The sequence below is a fragment of the Streptomyces sp. T028 genome, from assembly GCF_048159505.1.
GTDB lineage: Bacteria > Actinomycetota > Actinomycetes > Streptomycetales > Streptomycetaceae > Streptomyces.
The window spans coordinates 1-23445 of the sequence record NZ_JBLRVZ010000079.1; the positions used below are offsets into that span (position 1 = coordinate 1).

The following is a 23445-nucleotide window of genomic DNA, read 5'->3' on the forward strand; positions in this document are numbered from 1 at the left end:
GGTCATGTCCCGCGGTGTGGTGTAGTCACGGCAGCTGTTTCGGTTCCGGTTTTGGGGTGATCTGCGGTTCGGGTTCGGTGGGCTTGGCGGTGAAGATCTCGGCCATGGAGGCTTCCGACAGGTAGCGGCGGTCGAAGACCTGCCACTCGTCGTGAAGTTCGGCCAGGACCGCGGCGGCGAGCCGGTCCAGGGCGGCGGGGTTGGGGAAGACCTGGACGACGTCGGCCCGCCGTTTGATCTCCCGGTTCAGCCGCTCCAGCGGGTTGGTCGACCAGATCTTCTTCCAGTGCGCCGGCGGAAAGTCGGCGAACGCGGTGATGTCCGTCGCCGCATCCAGCAGCATCGCCTTGACCTGCGGGAACTGCCGTCCGAGCAGGTCAGCGACCACGTTCAGCTGGGTCCGCACCTGCTCGCCGGTGGTCTGCGCGAAGACGGTGCGTATGGTGGCGGCGACCATCTCCCCGGAGCCCCTCTCGATCACCGAAAAGACGTCCCGGACGAAGTGAACCCGACACCTTTGCCAGGCCGCGCCGAGGAAAACAGTGCGGATCGCGGCCACCAGACCGCTGTGGCTGTCGGAGATGACCAGCTGGACGTTCTCCAGACCGCGGGCCCGCAGCGAGCGCAGGAACTTCGTCCAGAACGGCTTCGATTCGCTGTCGCCGACCATCAGCCCGAGGATCTCGCGGTGCCCGGTGGCGGAGATCCCGGTGGCGATGACCACGGCCTGGGAGACGATCCGGTGATTCACCCTCGCCTTGCAATAGGTGGCGTCCAGGAACACGTACGGGAAGACGGTGTGGTCCAGCGGCCGCTCCTTGAACGCGGTCAGTTCCTCGTCCAGCTCACCGCAGATGCGGGAGACCTCGGACTTGGAGATCCCGCTGTCCGCACCGAGTGCTTTGACCAGGTCGTCGACCGAACGGGTCGAGACACCGTGCACATAGGCCTGCATCACCACGGCGAACAACGCCCGGTCGATCCGCCGCCGGCGTTCCAGCAGCGACGGGAAGAACGACCCGCTCCGCACCTTCGGGATCTTCAGGTCCAGATCGCCGGCCTGCGTGGTCAGCAGCCTCTCCCGGTGTCCATTGCGCCAGGTCGTACGCGTCTCGGAGTGCTCGCGCGGCGCGGCACCGATCACCTCGGTGGCCTCGGCCTCGATCAGCTCCTGCAGGACGCGCTCGCACACCACCCTGATTGCTTCAACTCCATCGGCCCGACGTAGTGACTCCAGCAGCCGCATCAGCTCAGACTGGGACAAGGCCATCGCGTGCTCCTCCGGTCGAACTGCCCGTTCACCAGAGAGACTTGCGCGATGGCCTGCCCTTGTTCAGGGAGCATGCACCACCAGCGGATGCACGCCCCGGGCAGACACCCGCGCGTTCCCGGACGCTGCCCAGTTACACCACTCCACGGGACGCGATCCGCATCCGGCCAGCATGAGTCGCCGGGCTTTCCCGGGTGGATTGCCTGAACAGGCTCCGGTGCGGCGCGAAAGCCCAGGCGTGAAGCCGTCTCGCCCGAGCGGAGCGATGTTCCTCACAATCCTCGACCACCGTGTCCCGGTGTACAGTCGAGACGCCCTTGACCTGCACAAAGCTGGCAGGGAGCCGTCTTCCAGGAGTCCAAAGTGCTGCGTACTCTGTTCAAGTCCAAGATCCACCGCGCTACCGTCACCCAGGCCGACCTGCACTACGTGGGATCGGTGACCATCGACGCGGACCTGTTGGACGCCGCCGATCTGCTGCCCGGTGAGCTCGTCCACATCGTCGACATCACCAACGGCGCGCGGCTGGAGACGTACGTCATCGAGGGCGAGCGCGGCTCGGGGGTCGTCGGGATCAACGGTGCCGCCGCCCATCTCGTCCACCCCGGAGATCTGGTGATCATCATCAGTTACGCTCAGGTCTCCGACGCCGAGGCGAGGGCGCTGAAGCCGCGGGTCGTGCACGTGGACGGCGACAACCGGATCGTGGCCCTCGGGGCCGACGCCTCGGAGCCGGTACCGGGCTCCGACCAGCGGCGCAGCCCGCAGGCGGTGTCCGTCTGAGCGACGCGTCGGCCGCACCGTCCGTACGCATCGCACCGGGAGTGCCCATGAGCGACATCGAGATCCGCGACGACCGGGCTGCCGGCCGCCTCGAAGCCCTCGGCGGGGCGGGCGAGGTCGCGGGCCGCATCGAGTACTTCGTCCTGGAGTCGCCCGCCCGCGCCCTCGTCCCGGTGCACACCATCGTGGAGCCGGCCCACGAGGGCCAGGGCATCGCCGGCTCCCTCGCACGCGAGCTGTACGCCATCGCCGCACGCGAGGGTGTCCCGGTCGCCCCGCTCTGCCCGTACGTCGTGAAATGGGCCGCCCGCCACCCGGAGGAGGCTCCTGTGGCCGACCCCGCCCTCCTGACCGCCGCCAAGGACTGGCTGCGCGCCCACCCCGGCCGTTTCTGAGCGCCGCCCCGGGCCCACCCGGGTGAGTGCCCGGGGCGGCGCCGGGTAGGCGGGGGAGTAGTCCAGAGCCACGCCTGACGACTGGCCGGAGGACACGATGACCACCCCACCCCCCGACCCCGCCCCACCCCCGGGCCCCCCGGACCCGTACCCGAGCCCGGTGCCACCCCCGGAACCCCCACCGGCCCCCCAGCCCCCACCGATCCCGGGCCCACCCCCCGAACCATCCCCCTCCCCGATCCCCCCGGGCCCGGAACCACCCCCAAACCCGGAACCGGGCCCACCCCTGACGTAGACACCGAGTGGGCGGTACCTCAACAACACCGCCCACCCCCATGCCCCAAGGGGCGCGGGGAACTGCGCGACCAGCCCCCACGCGCCCGCGCCCCGACCGGACCAGCCCCCTCCTCGGGCGCTACGCACCCACCTCGGACCGATCCCCACCCCACACCGTGTGGAACGCCCCCTCCCGGTCCACCCTCCGATACGTGTGCGCCCCGAAGAAGTCCCGCTGCCCCTGCGTGAGCGCCGCAGGCAACCGCTCGGCCCGCAACGCGTCGTAGTAGGCGAGCGCCGCGGCGAACCCGGGCGTGGGCACCCCCTGCCGCACGCCCGCCACCACGACCTCACGCCAGTCGTCCTGTGCCGCCGCGATCTCGGAGGCGAACGTCTCGTCCGACAGCAGACTCGGCAGATCCGCCCGAGCGTCGTACGCCGCACGGATCCGGTCGAGGAAAGCCGCCCGGATGATGCAGCCGCCCCGCCAGATCGACGACACCGCCCCGAGGTCGATGTCCCAGCCGTACTCCTCGCTGCCCGCCGCGATCTCGTGGAACCCCTGCGTGTACGACACGATCTTCGAGGCGTACAGCGCCTGCTCCACCCGGTCCGCGAACGCCCCCGCCTCCGCCTCGCCCAGCGGCGCCGCCTTCGGTCCGGCCAGCCCGCGGGACGCCTCCCGCAGCGCGGCGTGCCCGGACAGCGACCGCGCGAAGACCGCCTCCGCGATGCCCGACACCGGCACGCCCAGGTCGAGCGCGATCTGGACCGTCCAGCGGCCGGTGCCCTTCTGCTCCGCCTGGTCCACGACCACGTCCACGAACGGCTTCCCCGTCGCCGCGTCCACATGGGACAGCACCTCGGCCGTGATCTCGATCAGGTACGAGTCCAGCCGCCCCCGGTTCCAGGTGCGGAAGATCTCCGCGATCTGCGCCGGCGCGTACCCGGCGACGTCCCGCAGCAGCTGGTACGCCTCACCGATCAGCTGCATGTCGGCGTACTCGATGCCGTTGTGGACCATCTTCACGAAGTGCCCGGCGCCGTCCGGCCCGACGTGCGTCACACAGGGCGCGCCGTCCGCCGCCTTCGCGGAGATCCTCTCCAGCATCGGGCCGAGCGAGCCGTACGACTCGGTCGAGCCGCCCGGCATGATGCTCGGCCCGTGCAGCGCGCCCTCCTCGCCGCCGGAGATGCCCGTGCCGACGAAGTGGAGGCCCTGCTCGCGCAGTTCGCGCTCCCGGCGCCGGGTGTCCGCGAAGTGCGCGTTGCCGCCGTCGATGATCATGTCGCCGGGTTCGAGGAGCGGGGCGAACTCCCGGATGACCGCGTCGGTCGGCTCACCGGCCTTCACCATGATCACCAGTCGGCGGGGCCGCTCCAGCGCCGCCACGAAGTCCTTGGCGGTCTCCGCCGCCACGAACGCGCCCTCGTGCCCGAACTCCTCCACCAGCGCGTGGGTGCGCGCCACCGTCCGGTTGTGCAGCGCCACCGTGTAACCGTTGCGCGCGAAGTTGCGGGCGAGATTGCGGCCCATGACCGCGAGTCCCGTCACACCGATCTGCGCTGTAGTGCTCATAGGGCTGGCTCCTAGGGGGTGGTGCCCGTCTGTTTCGTCCTGGGGCCATCCTTACGGGTTTCCCGCGCCCATGGGTGAACCGGGAGCGGCTGATTGCGGTCTTGTCACGGGCTGTGAACGGCCCTTACTTTTGCCCCTCCTGACGCTTGTCGAGGGGGAACTCCATGGCCGTACGCGGCCGGCACCGCCGGTACCAGCCGAACAGGATCAACCGGGCCTCACTCACGGTCACCGCGGGCGGCGCCGGCATGGCGATACCGCTCATCGGCGCCGGCGCGGCCCAGGCGGCCGACGTGGACACCTGGAACAAGGTCGCCGCCTGCGAGTCCAGCAACAACTGGCACATCAACACCGGCAACGGCTTCTACGGCGGCCTGCAGTTCACCCAGTCGACCTGGGAGGCGTACGGCGGCAAGCGGTACGCCCAGCGCGCCGACCTGGCCACCAGGGACCAGCAGATCGCCGTCGCGGAGAAGGTCCTGGAGGGCCAGGGGCCCGGCGCGTGGCCGGTCTGTTCGGTACGCGCCGGACTCACCCGGGGCGGTGACACCCCCGACATCCACCCGAACGGGACCTCCGGCGGCGGCTCCGGCAGCACGTCCGGCAGCACCTCCGGGAGTACGTCCACCAAGTCGGCCAAGACCTCGCTGAAGGACGTACAGCCGCAGGCCACGCCCCAGTCGCGGGCCGGCACCGCCGAGATGTACACCGTCGTCCGCGGCGACACCCTCTCCGGCATCGCCGACACCCAGGACGTCAAGGGCGGCTGGCGGCGGCTCTACGCCGCGAACCGGACCACCATCGGCACCGATCCCGACCTGATCCTGCCGGGCCAGCGGCTGAAACTGCGCGCCCCGGCCGGCACGTCCGCCCCCACGACGAGCCCGAGCACGTCCCGGTCCCGTACCGAGCAGGAATCCGACGCCGACGACAAGGCGCAGACCGGCCATTCCCTCGTCGCCCCGGTCGCCGCCGCCACCGGAACCCCGTACCACGCGACCGGCTCCTCCTGGTCGAAGGGCTACCACACCGGCGTCGACTTCCCCGTGCCCACCGGCACCTCCGTGAAGGCGGTCGCCTCGGGCACCGTCGTCAGCGCGGGCTGGGGCGGGTCCTTCGGCTACCAGGTCGTCATCAGACACGCCGACGGCCGCTACACCCAGTACGCCCATCTCTCCGCGATCTCCGTGCGGGACGGGCAGTCGGTGGGCGGCGGCCAGCGCATCGGGCGCTCCGGCTCCACGGGCAACAGCACGGGCCCGCATCTGCACTTCGAGGTGCGGACGGGGCCCGGTTTCGGATCGGATGTCGACCCGCTGGCCTATCTGCGGGCCGGCGGCGTCAGGATTTGACGCGCACCCGGTGCCGGTCGACGGCCGGCACCGGAATGTACGTCGCGCTGTAGAGCGGGCTCTGCAGGAACACCATCGGCCGGTCGGCCGGGTCCGGAGACTCGTCCAGGGGCTCCCCGGCCTGGGCCGGCACCCGCGGCTCCTCGCGGCGCGCGTCCTCCCGGACCTCCACGGCGACCGGCTGCCGCAGCAGCTCCTCCGGCAGGACCGCCAGGACCGGCATCAACCTCTGTTCCGCGTCCGTGAGCGCCGCCGCGTCCGTGAGCGCCGCCGTGTCCGGCGTCGCCCCGCCCGAGGTGAGCGCGGGCTCGGCCGGCTTCACCGTCTCCTCCTCCGGTGCGGCCACAGTCCCGGCCACAGCGGATCCTCCTTGAAGACGCTCGGTGGTCAGCAGGATCAGACCGCCCGCCGCCACCACCCCACAGCTCAGGGCGAGCGCGGTGCCCGTCGTGCCGTAGCGGAACGTCTCGCCGAACATCGTGATGCCGACCGCGGCCGCCACCACCGGGTTGACCACGGTCAGCGTGGCCAGCGGGGCCGCGAGGCCCGCGCCCCGGTAGGAGGCCTGCGACAGCAGCATGCCGGCCGTGGCCAGCACACCGATCACGGCCAGGGAGGGAATGTCCGCCGTCGAGACACCGTCGGTCCAGTCGACCGTGACGGTCTTGGTGAAGACGGACGACATGCCGAAGGCTATGCCGGACGCGGTCGCCAGCAGCATGCTGCGCACCGCGGGGTGCCGGTGCGCGGCCCGCCCGGCGGCCATCAGGGCCACCACCGCACCGGCGGTCACCACGGCCACGCTCACCCGCTGCGGGGTGCTGAGCGACTGCGCGTCGGAGGCGCCGACCAGGGAGAGCAGACCGGCCAGACCCACCGTCGCCATGATCGCGCCCCGCCAGGCCGTCGCCCCGGCCCTGCGGCCGACGAACAGCGCGGCCATGGGCAGCGCGAACACGATGGTCAGCGCGCCCAGCGGCTGCACCAGGCTCAGCGGACCGTAGGCGAGCGCCACCACGTGCAGCACCCCGCCGAGGCCGTTCAGCGCGACCGCCGCCCACCAGCCGGGGCGGCGCAGCGGCGCGTACTCCCCGTCCGGGGAGGACACCGCGACCTGCTCCTGCACGATCGCGCCGGACGCGTACGCCACGGCGGAGATCAGCGACAGGACCACGGACAACGCGAGGGCGCTCATGAGCTGCTCCTCTGCGTGAGGCCGGGGCCCGGGACCCGGCGCGGCGAACGGTCGGCCTTCATAACCAACACGATGCCTTGTCGATCTGTTCCCGTCGTCGTACCTGAGCACTCAATGCGTCCTACTGCCGATGGAGTACGACGGGACCGCGGTCCTCCCTCAGACGGGTGACGTGTGGGGGATCCCCCTGATCGTGCGCCCCGAGGCCCTTGGTACTACTGCACGTCGTGGACCTCGACCCCGAACTCGCCGCGCTGCGCCCGCTCGGCGGCTTCTTCCTCCTACGCGTGGCCGGAGAACCGCCGCGCCCGCTGCCGACCCTCGCGCGGACCTATGAAAACCGGTCGTCGGATGTTTACGGGAATTCCCTGACTTTCCGTGTCCGGAAGGTGAGCCGGGCGCTCGGGGCCCCCGAGGAACGGATCGGCGCCTCCGTGGCCCAGCAGGGGCTCGCGGCCCGGCTGTGGTCGGCGGCGCTGGGCTGTGCCGCACTGTACGGCGCGATCCCCGACCTGGATCCGCGGCTGCTGCGCTGGGACCCGGACGGCAGTGCCCCCGACGACCTGTGGCTGACCGAGGTCAGGGCCCTGCCCGGCGACGCCACGACCCTCGCCGCCGCCGTACTGGACGGTCACCTGGAACCGCTGTCGGCGGCCCTGCGCGCCCGTCACCCCGTCGCCCCCGGCCTGCTGCGGGGCAACGCCGCCTCCGCCCTGGCCGGAGCCGCCCGGCAGCTGGAACAGTGGGCGCACACGCACGGCCGGCCCGGGACCGCCGCACGCGCGCGTGCCCTCACCGCCGAACTGTTCACCCACCCCCTCCTGGCCGGTACCGGGACCCTGGCCGGCAGCGCCTTCCGCCGCCGCAGCTGCTGTCTCTACTACCGGGTACCGGGTGGGGGAGTCTGCGGCGACTGTTGCTTCACACGACCCCCGCGCTCTTCCCCGCGCGCCCCGTCTGGGTGACCATGAGGGGAACCAGCCGCAGAGAATGGGGGGTTCCGGGTGCGAGTGGGACTGCTGACCCGGGAGTACCCCCCGGACGTGTACGGCGGCGCGGGCGTCCATGTCGAGTTCCTCGCCCGGGAGTTGTACCGGCTCGTCGACCTCGACGTGCACTGCTGGGGCGAGAGCTCCCTCAGGGAACGCGCGGAGGGCGTCCAGCGCCACCGCCCCTGGTCCGCCCTGGACGGCTCCAACGACGCGCTGCGCACCTTCTCCGTGGACCTCGCCATGGCCGCCGCCCTCGAAGGCCGCGAACTCGTCCACTCGCACACGTGGTACGCCAACCTCGCCGGCCATCTCGCCAAGGAGCTGTACGGCGTCCCGCACGTGGTGACCGCGCACTCACTGGAGCCCCTGCGCCCCTGGAAGGCCGAGCAACTCGGCGGCGGATACGCCCTGTCGAGCTGGGCCGAGCGGACCGCGCTGGAGGCCGCCGACGCGGTGATCGCCGTATCGGCCGCGATGCGCGAGGACATCCTCACCTGCTATCCCGCGCTCGCCCCGGACCGGGTGCACGTGGTCCACAACGGCATCGACACCAGCCTCTACCGGCCCGACCACGGCACGGACGCCCTGGAGCGGATCGGACTGGACCCCGGCCGCCCCTACGTGCTGTTCGTCGGCCGCATCACCCGGCAGAAGGGCGTGCCCCATCTCCTGCGCGCCGTACGGGACATCGACCCCGCCGCCCAGGTCGTGCTCTGCGCGGGCGCCCCCGACACCCCCGAGATAGACCGGGAGTTCCGCGACCTGTTCGCCGAACTCAGCCGCGCCCGCGACGGCGTGCACTGGATCCCGCGCATGCTGCCGCGCCCCGAGGTGATCCAACTCCTCACCCACGCGGCCGTGTTCGTCTGTCCTTCGGTGTACGAACCCCTCGGCATCGTCAACCTGGAGGCGATGGCCTGCGGTACTCCCGTGGTGGCCTCCCGGGTCGGCGGGATACCGGAGGTCGTCGAGGACGGGGTGACCGGTGTCCTCGTACCGGTCGACGAGGACGACGCGGTGTTCGAGGCGGGGCTGGCCCGGGCGCTGGACGCGGTCCTCTCGGATCCGGGGGCCGGGCGCCGGATGGGTGAGGCCGGCCGGGTGCGCGCGGTGGACGAGTTCGGCTGGGACGCGGTGGCCCGGCGGACGGTCCGGCTGTACGAGGAGATCCTCAAACAGGCGTAGCGTGCCCCGAGGCGGGGCATCCATGGGTTCCAACCAGGGTGAGGGGAGCGACCAATGCGTCGTGGTGGACCTTCTGTGCTCGGCATCGTGCTGGCGGGCGGTGAGGGCAAGCGCCTGATGCCCCTGACCGCGGACCGCGCCAAACCGGCGGTCACGTTCGGCGGCACCTACCGGCTCGTCGACTTCGTGCTGTCCAACCTCGTCAACGCCGACGTCCTGCGCATCTGCGTGCTCACGCAGTACAAGTCGCACTCGCTGGACCGGCACATCACCACCACCTGGCGGATGTCCAGTCTGCTCGGCAACTACGTCACCCCCGTGCCCGCCCAGCAGCGGCTCGGCAAGCGCTGGTACCTGGGCAGCGCCGACGCCCTCCTGCAGTCGCTGAACCTGGTCTACGACGAGCAGCCCGAGTACGTCGCCGTGTTCGGTGCCGACCACGTCTACCGCATGGACCCGCGGCAGATGCTCACCCAGCACATCGACAGCGGAGCGGGCGTCACGGTGGCCGGCATCCGGATCCCGCGCGGCGAATCGTCCTCGTTCGGGGTGATCACCCCCGGCTCGGACGGCCAGACGGTCGAGAACTTCCTGGAGAAGCCCGCCGACCCGCCCGGCCTCGCCGACGACCCCGAGACCGTTTTCGCCTCGATGGGCAACTACATCTTCTCCACCAAGGCCCTCATCGAGGCGCTCCAGCGGGACGCCGAGGACGAGGACTCCGTGCACGACATGGGCGGCTCGATCCTGCCCCAGCTCACCCGGCGGGGAGAGGCCCAGCTGTACGACTTCAGCTCCAACCACGTCCCCGGCGAGACCACCCGCGACCAGGGCTACTGGCGGGACGTCGGGACGCTCGACGCGTATTACGACGCCCATATGGACCTGATCGCCGAGCGCCCCGCCTTCAACCTGTACAACCGCAGCTGGCCCATCTACACCCACTCCAACCAGCTCTCCCCGGCCCGCTTCAACGCGGGCGGCATGGCCAGCGAGTCGATCATCAGTGCGGGCTGCCTGATCCGCGGACAGGTCACCCGGTCCGTGCTCTCGCCGGGTGTCCGGGTCGATCCGGGAGCCGTAGTCCAGGGTTCGATCCTGCACGACAACGTCCACATCGGCCGGGGCGCGGTGGTGCGCGGCGCGGTCCTGGACAAGAACGTCGAGGTCCCGCCCGGCGCCACCATCGGCGTCAACCCCGAGCGCGACGGAGAGCTGTACACCGTCTCCGAGAACGGGGTCATCGGCCTCGGGAAGGGCCAGCAGGTGTCATGAACTTAATCGGCTGTTAACTGTGCGTAGCCTGAAGGTGCTTGACCGTAATCACCTTCAGGAGGTTGACTGCAGCCTCACCCGTCGTCGACGCGAGGCAAGCCCTTGTCTGCTGATGATCTCCTGGCACCCCTCGACCTGGCGTTCTGGAACATCGAGTCCCCCGAGCATCCGATGCACCTCGGTGCCCTCGGTGTCTTCGCCGCGCAGTCGCCCACCGCCGGCGCCCACGCGGCCGACCTGCTCGCGGCCCGGGCGGCGGCCGTCCCCGGGCTGCGCATGCGGATCCGGGACGTGTGGCGGCCCTTCGACCCCGTGCTGCCGCTCGACCTGCGCCGGCCGCTCGCCATAGGCGGTGCCGTGCGCGAGACCGACCCGGACTTCGACCCCCTCCGGCACGTCAGTCTGCACGCCCCCACCGCCGACTTCCAGACCGCGGCCGGCCGGCTCATGGAGCGCCCCCTGGAGCGCGACCGCCCGCCCTGGGAGGCGCACGTCCTGCCGGGGGAGGACGGCGTGACCTTCGCCGTGCTGTTCAAGTTCCACCACGCCCTCGCCGACGGACTGCGCGCCCTGACGCTCGCCGCCGCCGTCCTGGACCCCATGGACCTGCCCGCGCCCCGGCCCCGCCCGGCCGAGCCCGCCCGGGGCCTGATCCCCGACGTGCGCAGACTCCCCGGGCTGCTGCGCGGCGCCGTCTCCGACGTGGGGCGCGCCCTCGACATCGGCGCCTCCGTCGCCGTGTCGCGGCTGGGCGTACGGTCCACCCCCGCGCTCGCCGCCCGGCCCACCGGCACCCGCCGCACCGCCGGGGTGGTCCTCGACCTCGACGACGTGCATCGCGTCCGCAAGGTCGTCGGCGGCACCGTCAACGACGTCCTGATCGCGGTGGTCGCAGGCGCCCTGCGCCGCTGGCTGGACGAGCGCGGCGATGGCAGCGAGGGCGTACGCCCCCGGGCGCTGATCCCCGTCTCCAAGCGCCGCCCGCGCACCGCGCACCCACAGGGCAACCGGCTCTCCGGGTACCTGATACGGCTTCCGGTCGACGACGCCGACCCGCTCGGCCGGCTCGCCCAGGTCCGCACCGCCATGGACGCCAACAAGGACGCCGGACCCGGCCGGGGCGCGGGCGCCGTCGCCCTGCTCGCCGACCACGTCCCGGCGCTCGGCCACCGGCTCGGCGGACCGCTGGTCAGCCAGGCCGCCCGGTTCTGGTTCGACATCCTCGTCACCAGCGTCCCCCTGCCCAGCCTCGGTCTGAAGCTCGGCGGGAACCCGGTCACCGAGGTGTTCCCGTACGCCCCGCTGGCCCGCGGCCAGTCCCTGGCGGTGGCCGTCTCGACGTACCGAGGCCGGGTGCACTACGGGCTCGTCGCCGACGCGGTGGCCGTCCCGGACCTCGACCGGTTCGCGCACGCGCTGACCGCCGAGGTGGAGACACTCATCACGGCCTGCGGTTCCTGACCGGATCGGGTTTGGAGGAGAGGCCCGGCGCTCCGTAGACTTCCCCGTTCGAAAGCGGGCGCGGTCGGAGCGCCGCACTTCTCAGCAGGGAACAGCAGCGCGATGACGGTGACAGAGGACGGCTCGGCGGCCACCGAGGAGATTGCCCACGGCCCCGGCATCGACCCCGAGCGGCTGGCCGTCTGTCTCAGTGTGCTCGAGGAACTCGACAAGCTGGAGGTCGACCACCCGGACGCGATCACCGTGCGCCGGGCCACCGCCGGCATCTACCGCACGGTGAAGCAGCGCCGCCGCCAGGAGCGACGGGCCTCCAAGACCGCCCACGACAAGGCGGTCACCGAGGCCACCGCGACCGGCTCCGCGCAGCGCATCGACGACGAGACCGAGGGCATCCTGCCGTCGTCGGTCACCGAGGCGGGCCGGATCGCCGGGATACTCCAGCGCCCGCGCTCCTGCTACACCTGCAAGACCCGGTACGTCGAGGTCGACTACTTCTACCACCAGCTGTGTCCGGCCTGCGCCGACCTCAACCGCGCCAAGCGGGACGCCCGCGCCGACCTCACCGGCAAGCGGGCCCTGCTCACCGGCGGGCGCGCCAAGATCGGCATGTACATCGCGCTGAGGCTGCTGCGCGACGGCGCGCACACCACGATCACCACGCGCTTCCCCAAGGACGCCATCCGCCGCTTCAAGGCCATGGACGACTCCGCCGACTGGATCCACCGGCTGGAGGTCGTCGGCATCGACCTGCGCGACCCGGCGCAGGCCGTGGCGCTTGCCGAGCAGGTGTCCGAGGCGGGTCCGCTGGACGTCCTGATCAACAACGCGACGCAAACCGTACGGCGCCTGCCGACCGCGTACGCCGCCCTCGTCGACGGCGAGAGCGCCCCGCTGCCCGCCGGTGAGCTGCCCGCCCACCACGTCATCGGAGCCTTCAACTCCGGCGCGGTCGACGGACTGGCCGCGCTGCCCATCGGCACCAGCGGGCTCGACGCGCAGAAGGTGGCCGACCTCGCCCTGGTCGCGGGCAACGCCAGCGTCGCCCGGCACCTCGACGGCACCGCCATCGACGCGGGCGGACTCGTCCCCGACGTCGTCGACACCAACACCTGGGTGCAGACCATCGAGCAGATCTCCCCGGTGGAGCTGCTGGAGACCCAGCTGTGCAACTACACCTCGCCGTTCATCCTGATCAGCAAGCTGCGCCCGGCCATGGCCGAGGCGGCCCGGAGGGCGAAGAGCGGGCGGTCGTACGTCGTGAACGTGTCGGCCATGGAGGGGGTCTTCGGGCGCGGGTACAAGGGTGCGGGGCATCCGAACACCAACGCCGCCAAGGCCGCGATGAACATGGTCACGCGGACCAGCGCGCAGGAGATGTTCCAGAGCGACGGGATCCTCATGACCTCCGTCGACACCGGGTGGATCACGGACGAGCGGCCCCACTTCGACAAGCTGCGGCTCGCGGAGGAGGGGTTCCACGCGCCGCTGGATCTGGTCGACGGGGCGGCTCGGGTCTATGACCCGGTGGTGCGGGGTGAGGCTGGGGAGGACGTGTACGGGGTCTTCTTGAAGGACTATGCGCCGGGTAAGTGGTGACCTTTTGGGCCGGTGGGCGGGTGCGGGTGCGTTGTGGCTGGTCGCGCCCACGCGGCGGAGCCGCACATTTACACAGCCCCGCGCCCCTTCAGGTTGCGGTGCGTGCCGCCCTTACACGGGTGCCGCCGTCCACCAGGAGATCAGTGCCCGTGATCCATTGCGCCGCGTCCGAACACAGCCACAGCACCGCCTGCGCCACGTCCTCCGGTTCGCCGATGCGGCCGAGGGGGAGGTCCGCCGCGATGGCCCTCTCCTTCGGTTCCCACACGAACCGTGCCATCTCGGTGCGTACGAGGCCGGGGGAGACCGCGTTGACGCGGACCGCCGGGCCGAGTTCGCCCGCGAGCTGTTGGGTGAGGTGGAGGAGGGCCGCCTTGCTGGTGCCGTAGGCGCCTACGCCGGGGCCCACGTGGCCCGCGCCCTCGGTGCAGATGTTGATCACCGTGCCGCCGTGCTCGCGCATCCAGGCGTGCCAGGCGCACTGCACGAGGCGTAGGGGTGCCTCGACGTTGACGGTGAAGGCCTCGCGCCAGATGTCCGGGTCGGCGTCCATGAGGGGGCCGTACGGCTGGTTCGTCGCCGCGTTGTTGACCAGGACGTCCAGGCGGCCGTACGTGCGCAGGCACAGGTCGGTGAGCGCCTCCGGGTGTCCCGGGTCCGCGACGCTTCCCGCGAGGCCCACCCCGCCCAGCTCGCGGGCGGTCCGCCGGACCTCGTCCGGGTTCCGGGCACTCACGCACACCCGCGCCCCCGCGTCCGCCAGCGCCTGTGCCACCGCTCGGCCGATGCCCCGGGTGGCGCCCGTGACGACGGCGGCCCTGCCGTGCATGCCGTACGACGACGTCATCGGGGTACGGTCTCACGGCCTGGGTTCAATCGACAGCCCCGAGACGGGAGTTGCGGGCCGCGATCAGCTCCAGCACCGTGCGCCAGTCCTCCAGCACGCCCGCGTCGACGTCGGGGGAGCGGCCGTCCTCGTCGGCCTGGTGGAGGCGGGCCAGGTCGTCGTCGGTGCCGCGCCAGGGGTGCAGCCGGAGCAGACGGGCCACGCGGGGGCCGAGCAGGGGGCGTACGGCCTCCGCGGTGCGCTCCGCGCGGCCGGTTAGGTCTGTGGGGCGCAGGAGGTGGCCGATGGGATGGACCAGGCCGGTCAGCTGGAGTTCCTTGTCCGCGGGGCGACTTCGCCGCAGCAGTGCCGCCGTCTGCAGCGCGTGGTCGTGCAGATCGACCCCGTGGGCCCGACCGCCCGGGGACTCGGGTACGCCCCGGCACGCGTACAGCAGGTCCATCAGCTCCTCGACGCTGCGCAGCTCCATGCGTCAGTCCTCCCGCGGGACAGCGAGACAGCCGTTCGGGACCTCAGCAGATCATGGCGTGCTTGCGACCGGGCGAACGGGACTTGAACGGCGCGGCGGACGGTCACCCGGAGGGAGTCATGTACGCCGGTCGGGTGAACTCGAAAGGTGCGAATCAATCTAAAAGTGTTCAATTCGCCTACGAGGACACGTGGGTGGCGCGCCATGGTTACCTCAAATTTTCAGCGCTATCGAGCGGTACCCCGCTCATTTGGTTAGTCTGTATCGGACGGACAGCAGGACGGAGTGCCACCCACACCCACCGTCCGTCTGGGACAAGCCGGTTCACAACGGCCAGCTCTCCTCGGAGTCACCGGCACCACCGCGTCGCCACCGACTCCAGCCAGCCCCAAGGGAGCGTTCAGCGCCGGACCGCAGAATGGCCGGCACGCCCCGAGGGTGACCCGACACAGAAGGAGTGCGCGGTGACACCGGAGAAGACGAATCGCGAACAACGCCCCAAGGAACGCATGGAGCGCGCCGGCCGCAGGCCCGGCGAGATCGGCAGCCTCGACGTGTGGGCGCGCTCCGCCCCGATCCGCCTGGCGGGCTATGAGGACGACCTCGCCGAGGACCACATCCTGCCCAGCGTGGACTGAGCCGCCCGGCCCACCCCTCGCGCTCTCTCGACGGCATGGGCGTGGTGCTGCGCCAGCCACGCCCATGCAGACCCCGGCCGCCCGCTCTCAGTCGAGCGGCGCCGTCCGCCGCCACGGACGCAGCGCCTCCAACTGCTCCGCGACCCGCAGCAGTGCCGCCTCCGTCCCCGGCCGCCCCACCAACTGTACGGCGGCCGGCGCACCCGACGGGAGCGTGCCGAACGGCACCGCCATCGCGGGCCAGCCGGTCAGGTTCCACGGCGGCGTCAGCGGCGAGTAGTTCGTGTTGACCAGTACATTGCGCAGCCAGCCCCGCTCGTGCCACGGCTTTGACCTCGGTGAACGCCGCGCCAGCGCCGGCGTGAGCAGGACGTCGTACTCCTCGAAGAACGGCTCCAGGCGCCGGCGCAGCTCCTCCCGCGCCGAGCCGCCCCGCACCCCGTTCAGGAAACGCCGGCCGAGCGCGGCATGCACCCGTGTGCGGCGGGTGAGCAGCCGGCCGTCCAGACTTCCCGCGTCCACGGCCGTGCCCGCCGTCCAGTGGGCGAGCGAGGTCACGCCCAGCGAGAGCGGGAAGCGCGGATCGGCCCGCCGTACCTGATGGCCCGCCTTCGTCAGCACCCCGGCCGCGTCCCGGGCGGCGCCCGCGTACGGGGCGCTCACCGCGACACCGGCGAGGGGGCTGCGCACCGACACCGCTATCTTCAGCGTGCCGGGCCCGCTGTCCCGTCGTACGGGCTCGGTGGCCGCCAGGACCGACAGCATCAGCCGGGCGTCCTCGACCGTCGTGGCCAGCGGGCCGTTCTCCGACATCCCGAACCAGTCGCCGTCGCCTATGCCCGCCGGCACCACCCCGTGCCCCGGCTTGATGGTGACCAGACCGCAGTTGGCGGCCGGTATGCGCAGCGAGCCCATGCCGTCGTTGCCGAGCGCGATCGGCACCATCCCGGCGGCCACCGCCGCCGCGCTGCCGCCGGACGAGCCGCCCGCCGTGCGCGAGGTGTCCCAGGGGTTGCGAGCCGTGCCGTGCACGCCCTCGGTGGTGCCGAAGACACACAGCTCCGGCACGTTCGTCAGCCCCACGACCACCGCGCCGGCCGCCCGCAGCCGGGCCACGGTCACATGGTCGGCGTCGGCCGGCGTGTCCGGGGTCGCCGCCGAGCCGACCCGCGTCGACTCGCCCCGCACCGGCAGATTGTCCTTGACCGCCACCGGCACCCCGGCCAGGGGAAGTTCGGCCAGATCGGACCGGGCGGCCACCTCGTCGGCCTCGGTGAGCGCGGCCTCGGCCCGCACCACCCGGAACGCCCCGATCCGGTCGTCCAGCCGTTCGATCCGCGCGAGGTGCTCCGCCACCACCTCACGCGGGGTGACCCGCTTCTCCCGCACTGCGGCGGCGATCTCGACGGCGGTCCGGCCGACCCAGCTGGTCACGGCGGCTCCTCTTCGCTCCTCGTGAGTACGTGCTACTCGTGAGTGCGTACTACTCGCGAGTACGCAAGGGGAAACCATGCCCCCGCCGGGCGGCCCGCGTCGAGGGGCCGCCGGAGATCCGTGACGCTGTCGTGTCAGGAACCCACCTGTGTCCGCAACCACTCCTCGACCTCGCCCACATGCGCGGCCGCCGCCGCGCGGGCCGCCTCCGGATCATGGGCGGCGAGGGCGCGGTGGATCGCGGCGTGCTCGCGCCGGGTGCGGTCGAACGCGCCCTCCTCGCGGTAGCCGCGCCACACCCGGGCCCGGAAGGTGCGCGAGGACAGGCCCTCCAGGATCGCCGCCATCGTCTCGTTGCCCGCGGCCCGAGCGATCGCACGGTGGAAGGCGAGATCGTGGGCGAGGATCTCCTCCGCGTCGTCCGTGGCGTTCATCGCCGCCAAGTGGTCCTCCACCACGGCCAGTTGCGCGGGAGTGATCCGGGCGGCGGCCAGTGCGGTCGCCGTCGACTCCAGGATCCGCCGCACCTCCAGCAGCTCCACCAGCCGCGGCCCGCGCGAGAGATCGGCGACGACCCCGAACGTCTCCAGCAGATCACCGGCCTGCAGCTGGGTGACGTAGATCCCGGAGCCGTGCCGCGCCTCCAGCACGCCGAGGACCGTCAGCGCCCGGATGGCCTCCCGCATCGAACTGCGGGAGATGCCCAGCTGGGCCGCGAGATCGCGCTCGGTCGGCAGCCGCTGGCCCGGCTCCAGCAGCCCCTCGCCGATCATCGCCTTGATCCGCTCGATGGCGCGCTGCGTCACCGTGCCCTTGGGAGCAGTGCTCCCGCCCTGCCGCGGCTCTTCCACGTGCTCTCTCCTCCTCGCCGGTGCCGCGCAGTCTAGCCACGGATGTGGTCGGACCACTTGGGTCAATTTCGCCCCTCGAGTCCGGCCGGGGGCTGTTGTCGGAGCAAAGTGGTCTGATAAATATGCGGCTGTCGCACGAAGGACGTCAGATGAGGAGCCGGCCGATGGCCCCGCCGACCACCGCCCGCGTCACCGCGGTCGAGACCCACGACATCCGCTTCCCCACCTCGCGCGAGCTCGACGGCTCCGACGCGATGAACCCGGACCCCGACTACTCGGCCGCCTATGTCGTGCTGCGCACCGACGCCGCCGACGGCCACGAGGGGCACGGCTTCACCTTCACCATCGGCCGGGGGAACGAGGTGCAGGTCGCCGCCATCGAGGCCCTGCGCGGGCAGGTGGTCGGCCGTTCCGTCGACGCGCTCTGCGCCGACCCCGGCACCCTCAGCCGCGACCTGATCGGCGACAGCCAGCTGCGCTGGCTCGGCCCCGAGAAGGGCGTGATGCACATGGCGATCGGCGCGGTCGTCAACGCCGCCTGGGACCTCGCCGCCAAGCGGGCGGAGAAGCCCCTGTGGCGGCTGCTCGCCGAGGCCGACCCCGAATGGCTCGTGAGCCAGGTCGACTTCCGCTACCTCACCGACGCCCTCACCCCCGACGAGGCCCTCGCCCTGCTGCGCCGCGGCAGGGAGGGCGCCGCCGAGCGCACCGCACAGCTGCTGGAGCACGGCTACCCCGCCTACACCACCTCCGCCGGCTGGCTCGGCTACGACGACGGGAAGCTGACCCGGCTCGCCCGCCAGGCCGTCGCCGACGGCTTCCGGCAGATCAAGCTGAAGGTCGGCGCGGACCTCGCCGACGACGTACGGCGCTGCCGTGCCGCCCGCGCCGCCGTCGGCCCCGGCATCCGGCTCGCGGTCGACGCCAACCAGCGCTGGGACGTCGACGAGGCGATCCGCTGGACCCGCGCCCTCGCCGAGTTCGACCCGTACTGGATCGAGGAACCCACCAGCCCCGACGACGTCCTCGGCCACGCCGCCGTCCGCCGGGCGGTCGCCCCGGTCAAGGTGGCCACCGGCGAACACGTGCAGAACCGCGTCGTCTTCAAGCAGCTCCTCCAGGCCGGCGCCCTAGACGTCCTCCAGCTCGACGCAGCCCGCGTCGGCGGCGTCAACGAGAACCTCGCCATCCTGCTGCTCGCCGCCAAGTCCGGCGTCCCGGTCTGCCCGCACGCGGGCGGCGTGGGCCTGTGCGAACTCGTCCAGCACCTGTCGATGTTCGACTACGTCGCCCTCACCGGCACCACCGAGGACCGCGTCATCGAGTACGTCGACCATCTGCACGACCACTTCCTCGACCCGGTGGTGATCCGCGAGGGTCACTACACGGCGCCCACCGCACCGGGTTTCTCGGCGGCCATGCGCCCCGAGTCGATCGAGCGCTACACCTACCCCGGCGGCACCTTCTGGGCCGCCGACCTCGCCGGACGGAAGGAGAGCGCGACGTGAGCGACTTCGAAGGGCTGAGCGCCCTGGTGACCGGCGGCGCGTCCGGCATCGGCCGGGCCACCGCCGAGCTGCTGGCCGAACGCGGCGCCCGGGTCGCCGTCCTCGACCTGGACCCCTCCGGCGTCGACAAGCCGCTCCTCGGCCTCCGCGCCGACGTCACCGACGACACCTCCGTACGGGAGGCGGTCGCGGCGGCCGTCGCCGACCTCGGCGGCCTGGACGTGCTGGTCAACAACGCGGGCATCGGCGCCCAGGGCACCGTCGAGGACAACGACGACGCCGAATGGCACCGCGTCCTCGACGTCAACGTCGTCGGCATGGTCCGCGTGGCCCGCGCCGCACTGCCCCACCTGCGCGCGTCCGAACACGCCGCGATCGTCAACACCTGCTCCATCGCCGCCACCGCCGGACTGCCGCAGCGGGCGCTGTACAGCGCGACCAAGGGGGCCGTCCTCTCGCTCACCCTCGCCATGGCCGCCGACCACCTCCGCGAGGGCATCCGCGTCAACTGTGTCAACCCCGGCACCGCCGACACCCCGTGGATCGGACGGCTGCTGGACGCGGCCGACGACCCGGCCGCCGAGCGCGCCGCCCTGGAGGCCCGCCAGCCCACCGGCCGCCTCGTCAGCGCCGCCGAGGTCGCCGGCGCCATCGCCTACCTCGCGAGCCCCCTCTCCGGCGCCACCACCGGCACCTCCCTCGCCGTGGACGGCGGCATGCAGGGCCTGCGCCCGCGTCCGGCGGCGACCCGATGACCGCCCTCGGCCGCAGCCCCGTCCAGGTCACCGGCCTCGCCCTCGGCGCCGCGCCCCTCGCCAACCTCTACACCGAGGTCACCGAGGAACAGGCGTACGACACCGTCGCCGCCGCCTGGCGCCACGGCGTGCGCTACTTCGACACCGCGCCGCACTACGGCCTCGGCCTGTCCGAACGCCGCCTCGGCGCCGCCCTGCGCGAGCACCCGCGCTCCGCCTACACCGTGTCGACCAAGGTGGGCCGCCTCCTGGAGCCCTCCGCGGACGGCGGCGACGACCTCGCCAACGGCTTCGCCGTACCCGCCACCCACCGCCGCGTCTGGGACTTCGGTGCCGACGGCGTACGGCGCTCCCTTGAGGCCTCCCTCGAACGCCTCGGCCTCGACCGCGTCGACGTCGTCTATCTGCACGACCCCGACGACCACGCCGAACAGGCCTTCCGCGAGGGCTACCCCGCCCTGGAGAAGCTGCGCTCCGAGGGCGTGGTGGGGGCGATCGGCGCCGGCATGAACCAGGCCGAGATGCTCACCCGGTTCGTCCGCGAGACGGACGTCGACGTGGTGCTCTGCGCGGGCCGCTACACCCTGCTGGACCAGCGCGCCGCCGCCGAGCTGCTGCCCGCGGCCGTCGAACGCGGCGTGTCCGTCGTCATCGGCGGCGCCTTCAACTCCGGGCTGCTGGCCGACCCCGGCCCCTCGGCCACGTACAACTACGCTCCGGCCCCGCCCGAGTTGCTCGACAAGGCCCTGCGGATGAAGGCGGCGGCCGACCGGCACGGCATCACCCTGCGCGCCGCCGCGCTGGCGTTCTGCGCCGCCCACCCGGCGGTCGCGAGCGTCCTGGTCGGCGCCCGCTCGGCCGACGAGGCCGACGACTGCGCCGAGCAGTTCGCCACACAAGTCCCGGACGCCTTCTGGCAGGAGCTGAGGGACACCGGACTTCTTCCCCCCGAGGAGCCGTCATGAGGGTCGCCCTGCACACCCGGGTCCGCGCCGACCGGATCGACGCCTACGAGACCGCGCACCGCGAGGTGCCCAAGGAGCTGACCGACGCCATCCGCGCCGCAGGAGCCTCCTCCTGGACCATATGGCGCAGCGGCACCGACCTCTTCCACGTGCTGGAGTGCGATGACTACGCCCGTCTCCTCGCCGCGCTGGAGAAGCTGCCGGTCAACGTGGCCTGGCAGACCCGGATGGCCGAACTCCTCGACGTGGTGCACGACTACTCCGACGAGGGAGCCGACGCCGGTCTGCCCGTCGTATGGGAGCTGCCGTGACCGTCGACGCCCACCACCACGTCTGGGACCTGTCCGTACGGGACCAGGACTGGATCGAAGCGGGCAGCCCGATCCGCCGCGACTTCACGATCGCGGACCTGGAACCTCAGGCGCGCGCCGCCGGCGTCGACCGCACGGTCCTCGTCCAGACCGTCACCGTGGCCGAGGAGACCCCGGAGTTCCTCGCCCTCGCCGCCGCGCACGAACTGATCGCGGGTGTCGTGGGCTGGACCGACCTCACCCGCCCGGACGTCACCGACGAGCTGGCCCGGCTGCGCGACCTCCCCGGCGGCGGGTACCTCAAGGGCATCCGCCACCAGGTCCAGGGCGAGCCCGACCCCGGGTGGCTGCTGCGGCCGGACGTCCAGCGGGGCCTCGCCGCCGTGGCCGAGACGGGCCTCGCCCACGACCTGGTCGTCCTCCCGCACCAGCTGCCCGCCTGCACGAAGGCCGCCGCCGCCCTGCCCCAGCTCACCTTCGTCCTCGACCACCTGGGCAAACCCCCCATCGCCTCCGGCGGCCTGGAACCCTGGGCGTCCGACGTCCGCGCCCTCGCCGCCCTCCCCAACACGGTCTGCAAGCTCTCCGGCCTGCTCACCCAGGCCGACCCCGCCTCCTGGAGCGTGAACGACCTGCGCCCGTACGCCGACACCGTCCTCGACGCCTTCGGTCCCGACCGGCTGATGTTCGGCTCCGACTGGCCCGTGTCCACGCTCGCGGCCCCGTACGGCGACGTCGTGGCCGTCACCTCCGCGCTGGTGAGCCCCTCCGAACACCGGCAGATTTTCGAGAGCACCGCCCTGCGCGTCTACGACCTCTGAGCCGCCGTCAGCCGGGTCGGCGGCAGATACTCGCGCACGTACGTCCGCTCCCAGCACGCCCCCGTCTCCCGCAGCTCCCGCCAGGTGGTGTACCGGTAGCGGAAGAGACGGGCGCGGACGTACCTAGGCGGCTCGCCGGGCGGGAAGGGGGAGCGGCGCAGCAGCCTCAACGTGTCGCGGTCCTCCTCCAGCAGCCGTTCCACCAGCGCGCCGAACCACGAGCCGGCGTACGCGGGGGAGAGCGCCGCGAACCACATCAGCCAGTCCAGGCGCAGATGGTAGGGGGCGAACTGGCGCGGCCAGTACCGGGGATCGCCCGGCTTGCCCCTGAACTCGTACTCCCGCCAGTCGGAGTCCTCACGCGGTACGTCGTCCCGCGTGCCCTCGACCACCACCTCGTAGCGGATCCGGCTGACGCTGCCGAACGCTCCGTAGGTGTTGACCAGGTGCAGCGGGTCGAAGGAGCGGTTCATCACCTGGCGGCGGGAGACCATGTTGACCGCCGGGCGGTAGCTCAGGAGGACGATCAGCGCCGCGACGGCGAGGACGACCACCTCGTACCAGAGCGGTGGCCCGGCGAGCGGGCGGTGGTCCGAGGGCAGGTCCAGCGCGGGCACGGCCAGCACCACCGTGATCCAGTTCAGCCAGGAGAAGTTGCCCGAAAGGATCAGCCACAGCTGGGTCAGGATCATCAGCGAGGCGGCCGCCGTGGCCACCGGCTGCGGCGTGAACAGCAGGATCGGGACGACGAGTTGGGTGACGTGGTTGGCCGCAGCCTCCACCCGGTGCAGCGGCCTCGGCAGATGATGGAAGAACCAGCTCAGCGGGCCGGGCATCGGCTGGGTCTCGTGGTGGTGGTAGAGACAGGTGAGCTTGCGCCAGCAGGCGTCGCCCCGCATCTTGATCAGCCCCGCCCCGAACTCCACCCGGAACAGCAGCCAGCGCACCAGGAACAGCACCACGACCGGCGGGTCCACCTCGTCGTTGCCGAGGAACACCGCGAGGAAGCCGGTCTCCAGCAGCAGCGACTCCCAGCCGAACGAGTACCAGGTCTGCCCGACGTTGACGATCGACAGATACAGCGCCCACGGCACCAGCCACAGCAGCATCGCCGCCCACAGCGGGACCAGACCGTCGAGCCCCGCCAGCAGCGCCGCCGACACCGCGCACCCCGCCCAGGCGCAGCCCGCGAACAGCCGGTCGGAGTAGCGCCACTGGAACAGACTGGGCGCGGCCCGGAACGGCACCCGCTCGACGTAACGCGGGACCGGCAGCATCCCGCGCTCGCCCAGCAGGGCACGGAACTGAAGGGCCGCCGTCAAGAACGCGACCAGGTACACGGCGGCCAGTGCCCGCTGGAACACCAGGCGGCTCAGCCAGTAGTCGGGTGCGGTGAACCAGTCCACGGTGGTGCGCTCCTTCGCGTTCGTTCCGGCCATCGTGACGGCTCGTGGTCCATCCCTCCGTTTGCGTAACCCACGTGAGTG

At 72.0% G+C, this 23445-nt stretch carries 22 protein-coding genes; 14 read left to right on the plus strand and 8 right to left on the minus strand.

Annotated elements, in window-relative coordinates; genetic code table 11:
• Positions 1-25: 25 nt before the first annotated feature.
• Positions 26-1270 (minus strand): IS256 family transposase, encoded by a 1245-nt coding sequence (locus tag ACLZN2_RS48445; protein WP_416986460.1) that lies wholly within the window; start codon positions 1268-1270, stop codon positions 26-28.
• Between the two features lie 363 nt (positions 1271-1633).
• On the opposite strand from ACLZN2_RS48445, the gene panD reads away from it, so the two are divergent.
• A complete protein-coding gene (gene panD / locus ACLZN2_RS48450) occupies positions 1634-2053 on the plus strand; it encodes an aspartate 1-decarboxylase (RefSeq protein WP_416986461.1) in 420 nt (139 codons plus the stop codon).
• A 47-nt stretch (positions 2054-2100) separates the two neighbouring features.
• Positions 2101-2448 (plus strand): GNAT family N-acetyltransferase, encoded by a 348-nt coding sequence (locus ACLZN2_RS48455; protein WP_416986462.1) that lies wholly within the window; start codon positions 2101-2103, stop codon positions 2446-2448.
• Between the two features lie 415 nt (positions 2449-2863).
• Here ACLZN2_RS48455 and gndA read toward each other — a convergent pair whose 3' ends face one another.
• Positions 2864-4303, minus strand: a complete 1440-nt coding sequence (gndA, locus tag ACLZN2_RS48460; RefSeq protein WP_416986463.1) for an NADP-dependent phosphogluconate dehydrogenase — start codon at positions 4301-4303, stop codon at positions 2864-2866.
• A gap of 164 nt (positions 4304-4467) precedes the next feature.
• Here gndA and ACLZN2_RS48465 point away from each other — a divergent pair, with 164 nt between their 5' ends.
• Complete coding sequence (locus ACLZN2_RS48465) at positions 4468-5655, plus strand: transglycosylase family protein (RefSeq protein ID WP_416986464.1); 1188 nt, start codon at positions 4468-4470, stop codon at positions 5653-5655.
• On the opposite strand, the gene ACLZN2_RS48470 is transcribed toward ACLZN2_RS48465, so the two are convergent.
• Complete coding sequence (locus tag ACLZN2_RS48470; protein WP_416986465.1) at positions 5645-6850, minus strand: DMT family transporter; 1206 nt, start codon at positions 6848-6850, stop codon at positions 5645-5647. The genes ACLZN2_RS48465 and ACLZN2_RS48470 overlap by 11 nt on opposite strands.
• 209 nt (positions 6851-7059) lie before the next feature.
• Between ACLZN2_RS48470 and ACLZN2_RS48475 the strand changes: the two genes are divergently transcribed.
• From ACLZN2_RS48475 to ACLZN2_RS48495, 5 genes are all read left to right on the plus strand, one after another.
• A complete protein-coding gene (locus ACLZN2_RS48475) occupies positions 7060-7815 on the plus strand; it encodes a (2Fe-2S)-binding protein (protein WP_416986466.1) in 756 nt (251 codons plus the stop codon).
• Between the two features lie 39 nt (positions 7816-7854).
• Positions 7855-9027: a glycogen synthase gene (gene glgA / locus ACLZN2_RS48480; protein ID WP_416986467.1), complete on the plus strand. Its 1173-nt coding sequence runs from the start codon at positions 7855-7857 to the stop codon at positions 9025-9027.
• 54 nt (positions 9028-9081) lie between these two features.
• Positions 9082-10302 carry a glucose-1-phosphate adenylyltransferase gene (glgC, locus tag ACLZN2_RS48485; protein WP_416986468.1) on the plus strand — a complete coding sequence of 407 codons (1221 nt, stop codon included), beginning with the start codon at positions 9082-9084 and terminating at the stop codon, positions 10300-10302.
• Positions 10303-10404: 102 nt separating this feature from the next.
• On the plus strand, positions 10405-11763 hold the full coding sequence (locus ACLZN2_RS48490) for a wax ester/triacylglycerol synthase family O-acyltransferase (protein WP_416986469.1): 1359 nt from the start codon (positions 10405-10407) through the stop codon (positions 11761-11763).
• A gap of 102 nt (positions 11764-11865) precedes the next feature.
• Complete coding sequence (locus tag ACLZN2_RS48495) at positions 11866-13359, plus strand: SDR family NAD(P)-dependent oxidoreductase (protein WP_416986470.1); 1494 nt, start codon at positions 11866-11868, stop codon at positions 13357-13359.
• Between the two features lie 88 nt (positions 13360-13447).
• Here ACLZN2_RS48495 and ACLZN2_RS48500 read toward each other — a convergent pair whose 3' ends face one another.
• Complete coding sequence (locus ACLZN2_RS48500) at positions 13448-14206, minus strand: SDR family oxidoreductase (RefSeq protein ID WP_416986471.1); 759 nt, start codon at positions 14204-14206, stop codon at positions 13448-13450.
• Positions 14207-14231: 25 nt separating this feature from the next.
• Positions 14232-14675 (minus strand): hypothetical protein, encoded by a 444-nt coding sequence (locus ACLZN2_RS48505; RefSeq protein WP_416986472.1) that lies wholly within the window; start codon positions 14673-14675, stop codon positions 14232-14234.
• Between the two features lie 464 nt (positions 14676-15139).
• On the opposite strand from ACLZN2_RS48505, the gene ACLZN2_RS48510 reads away from it, so the two are divergent.
• Complete coding sequence (locus ACLZN2_RS48510; RefSeq protein WP_416986473.1) at positions 15140-15313, plus strand: hypothetical protein; 174 nt, start codon at positions 15140-15142, stop codon at positions 15311-15313.
• An 87-nt stretch (positions 15314-15400) separates the two neighbouring features.
• On the opposite strand, the gene ACLZN2_RS48515 is transcribed toward ACLZN2_RS48510, so the two are convergent.
• Positions 15401-16747 carry an amidase gene (locus ACLZN2_RS48515; protein WP_416986474.1) on the minus strand — a complete coding sequence of 449 codons (1347 nt, stop codon included), beginning with the start codon at positions 16745-16747 and terminating at the stop codon, positions 15401-15403.
• Positions 16748-16881: 134 nt separating this feature from the next.
• Entirely contained in the window at positions 16882-17598 is a 717-nt protein-coding gene (locus ACLZN2_RS48520) for a FadR/GntR family transcriptional regulator (protein ID WP_416986475.1), read from the minus strand.
• Between the two features lie 164 nt (positions 17599-17762).
• On the opposite strand from ACLZN2_RS48520, the gene ACLZN2_RS48525 reads away from it, so the two are divergent.
• The 5 genes from ACLZN2_RS48525 to ACLZN2_RS48545 are packed head-to-tail and all read left to right on the plus strand — an operon-like array spanning position 17763 to position 21958.
• Positions 17763-19106 carry an L-fuconate dehydratase gene (locus ACLZN2_RS48525; protein ID WP_416986476.1) on the plus strand — a complete coding sequence of 448 codons (1344 nt, stop codon included), beginning with the start codon at positions 17763-17765 and terminating at the stop codon, positions 19104-19106.
• Positions 19103-19861, plus strand: coding sequence for an SDR family NAD(P)-dependent oxidoreductase (locus tag ACLZN2_RS48530; RefSeq protein WP_416986477.1), 759 nt, complete (start codon positions 19103-19105; stop codon positions 19859-19861). The genes ACLZN2_RS48525 and ACLZN2_RS48530 overlap by 4 nt, the downstream gene beginning before the upstream one ends.
• A complete protein-coding gene (locus ACLZN2_RS48535) occupies positions 19858-20826 on the plus strand; it encodes an aldo/keto reductase (RefSeq protein ID WP_416986478.1) in 969 nt (322 codons plus the stop codon). Before ACLZN2_RS48530 ends, ACLZN2_RS48535 begins: the two co-directional genes overlap by 4 nt.
• Positions 20823-21137 carry an L-rhamnose mutarotase gene (locus ACLZN2_RS48540; protein WP_416986479.1) on the plus strand — a complete coding sequence of 105 codons (315 nt, stop codon included), beginning with the start codon at positions 20823-20825 and terminating at the stop codon, positions 21135-21137. Before ACLZN2_RS48535 ends, ACLZN2_RS48540 begins: the two co-directional genes overlap by 4 nt.
• Positions 21134-21958, plus strand: a complete 825-nt coding sequence (locus ACLZN2_RS48545; protein WP_416986480.1) for an amidohydrolase family protein — start codon at positions 21134-21136, stop codon at positions 21956-21958. Before ACLZN2_RS48540 ends, ACLZN2_RS48545 begins: the two co-directional genes overlap by 4 nt.
• Here ACLZN2_RS48545 and ACLZN2_RS48550 read toward each other — a convergent pair.
• On the minus strand, positions 21946-23364 hold the full coding sequence (locus tag ACLZN2_RS48550; RefSeq protein ID WP_416986514.1) for a lipase maturation factor family protein: 1419 nt from the start codon (positions 23362-23364) through the stop codon (positions 21946-21948). The genes ACLZN2_RS48545 and ACLZN2_RS48550 overlap by 13 nt on opposite strands.
• Positions 23365-23445: the final 81 nt, after the last annotated feature.

Excerpts from the sequence above, each read along its gene's own strand:
- ACLZN2_RS48495 (WP_416986470.1), top strand. The coding sequence starts at position 11,866 with ATGACGGTGACAGAGGACGGCTCGGCGGCCACCGAGGAGATTGCCCAC.
- ACLZN2_RS48535 (WP_416986478.1), top strand. The coding sequence starts at position 19,858 with ATGACCGCCCTCGGCCGCAGCCCCGTCCAGGTCACCGGCCTCGCCCTC.
- ACLZN2_RS48445 (WP_416986460.1), bottom strand. The coding sequence starts at position 1,270 with ATGGCCTTGTCCCAGTCTGAGCTGATGCGGCTGCTGGAGTCACTACGT.
- glgC (WP_416986468.1), top strand. The coding sequence starts at position 9,082 with ATGCGTCGTGGTGGACCTTCTGTGCTCGGCATCGTGCTGGCGGGCGGT.
- ACLZN2_RS48500 (WP_416986471.1), bottom strand. The coding sequence starts at position 14,206 with ATGACGTCGTCGTACGGCATGCACGGCAGGGCCGCCGTCGTCACGGGC.
- ACLZN2_RS48540 (WP_416986479.1), top strand. The coding sequence starts at position 20,823 with ATGAGGGTCGCCCTGCACACCCGGGTCCGCGCCGACCGGATCGACGCC.
- ACLZN2_RS48465 (WP_416986464.1), top strand. The coding sequence starts at position 4,468 with ATGGCCGTACGCGGCCGGCACCGCCGGTACCAGCCGAACAGGATCAAC.
- ACLZN2_RS48505 (WP_416986472.1), bottom strand. The coding sequence starts at position 14,675 with ATGGAGCTGCGCAGCGTCGAGGAGCTGATGGACCTGCTGTACGCGTGC.
- ACLZN2_RS48525 (WP_416986476.1), top strand. The coding sequence starts at position 17,763 with ATGGCCCCGCCGACCACCGCCCGCGTCACCGCGGTCGAGACCCACGAC.
- ACLZN2_RS48455 (WP_416986462.1), top strand. The coding sequence starts at position 2,101 with ATGAGCGACATCGAGATCCGCGACGACCGGGCTGCCGGCCGCCTCGAA.
- ACLZN2_RS48470 (WP_416986465.1), bottom strand. The coding sequence starts at position 6,850 with ATGAGCGCCCTCGCGTTGTCCGTGGTCCTGTCGCTGATCTCCGCCGTG.
- gndA (WP_416986463.1), bottom strand. The coding sequence starts at position 4,303 with ATGAGCACTACAGCGCAGATCGGTGTGACGGGACTCGCGGTCATGGGC.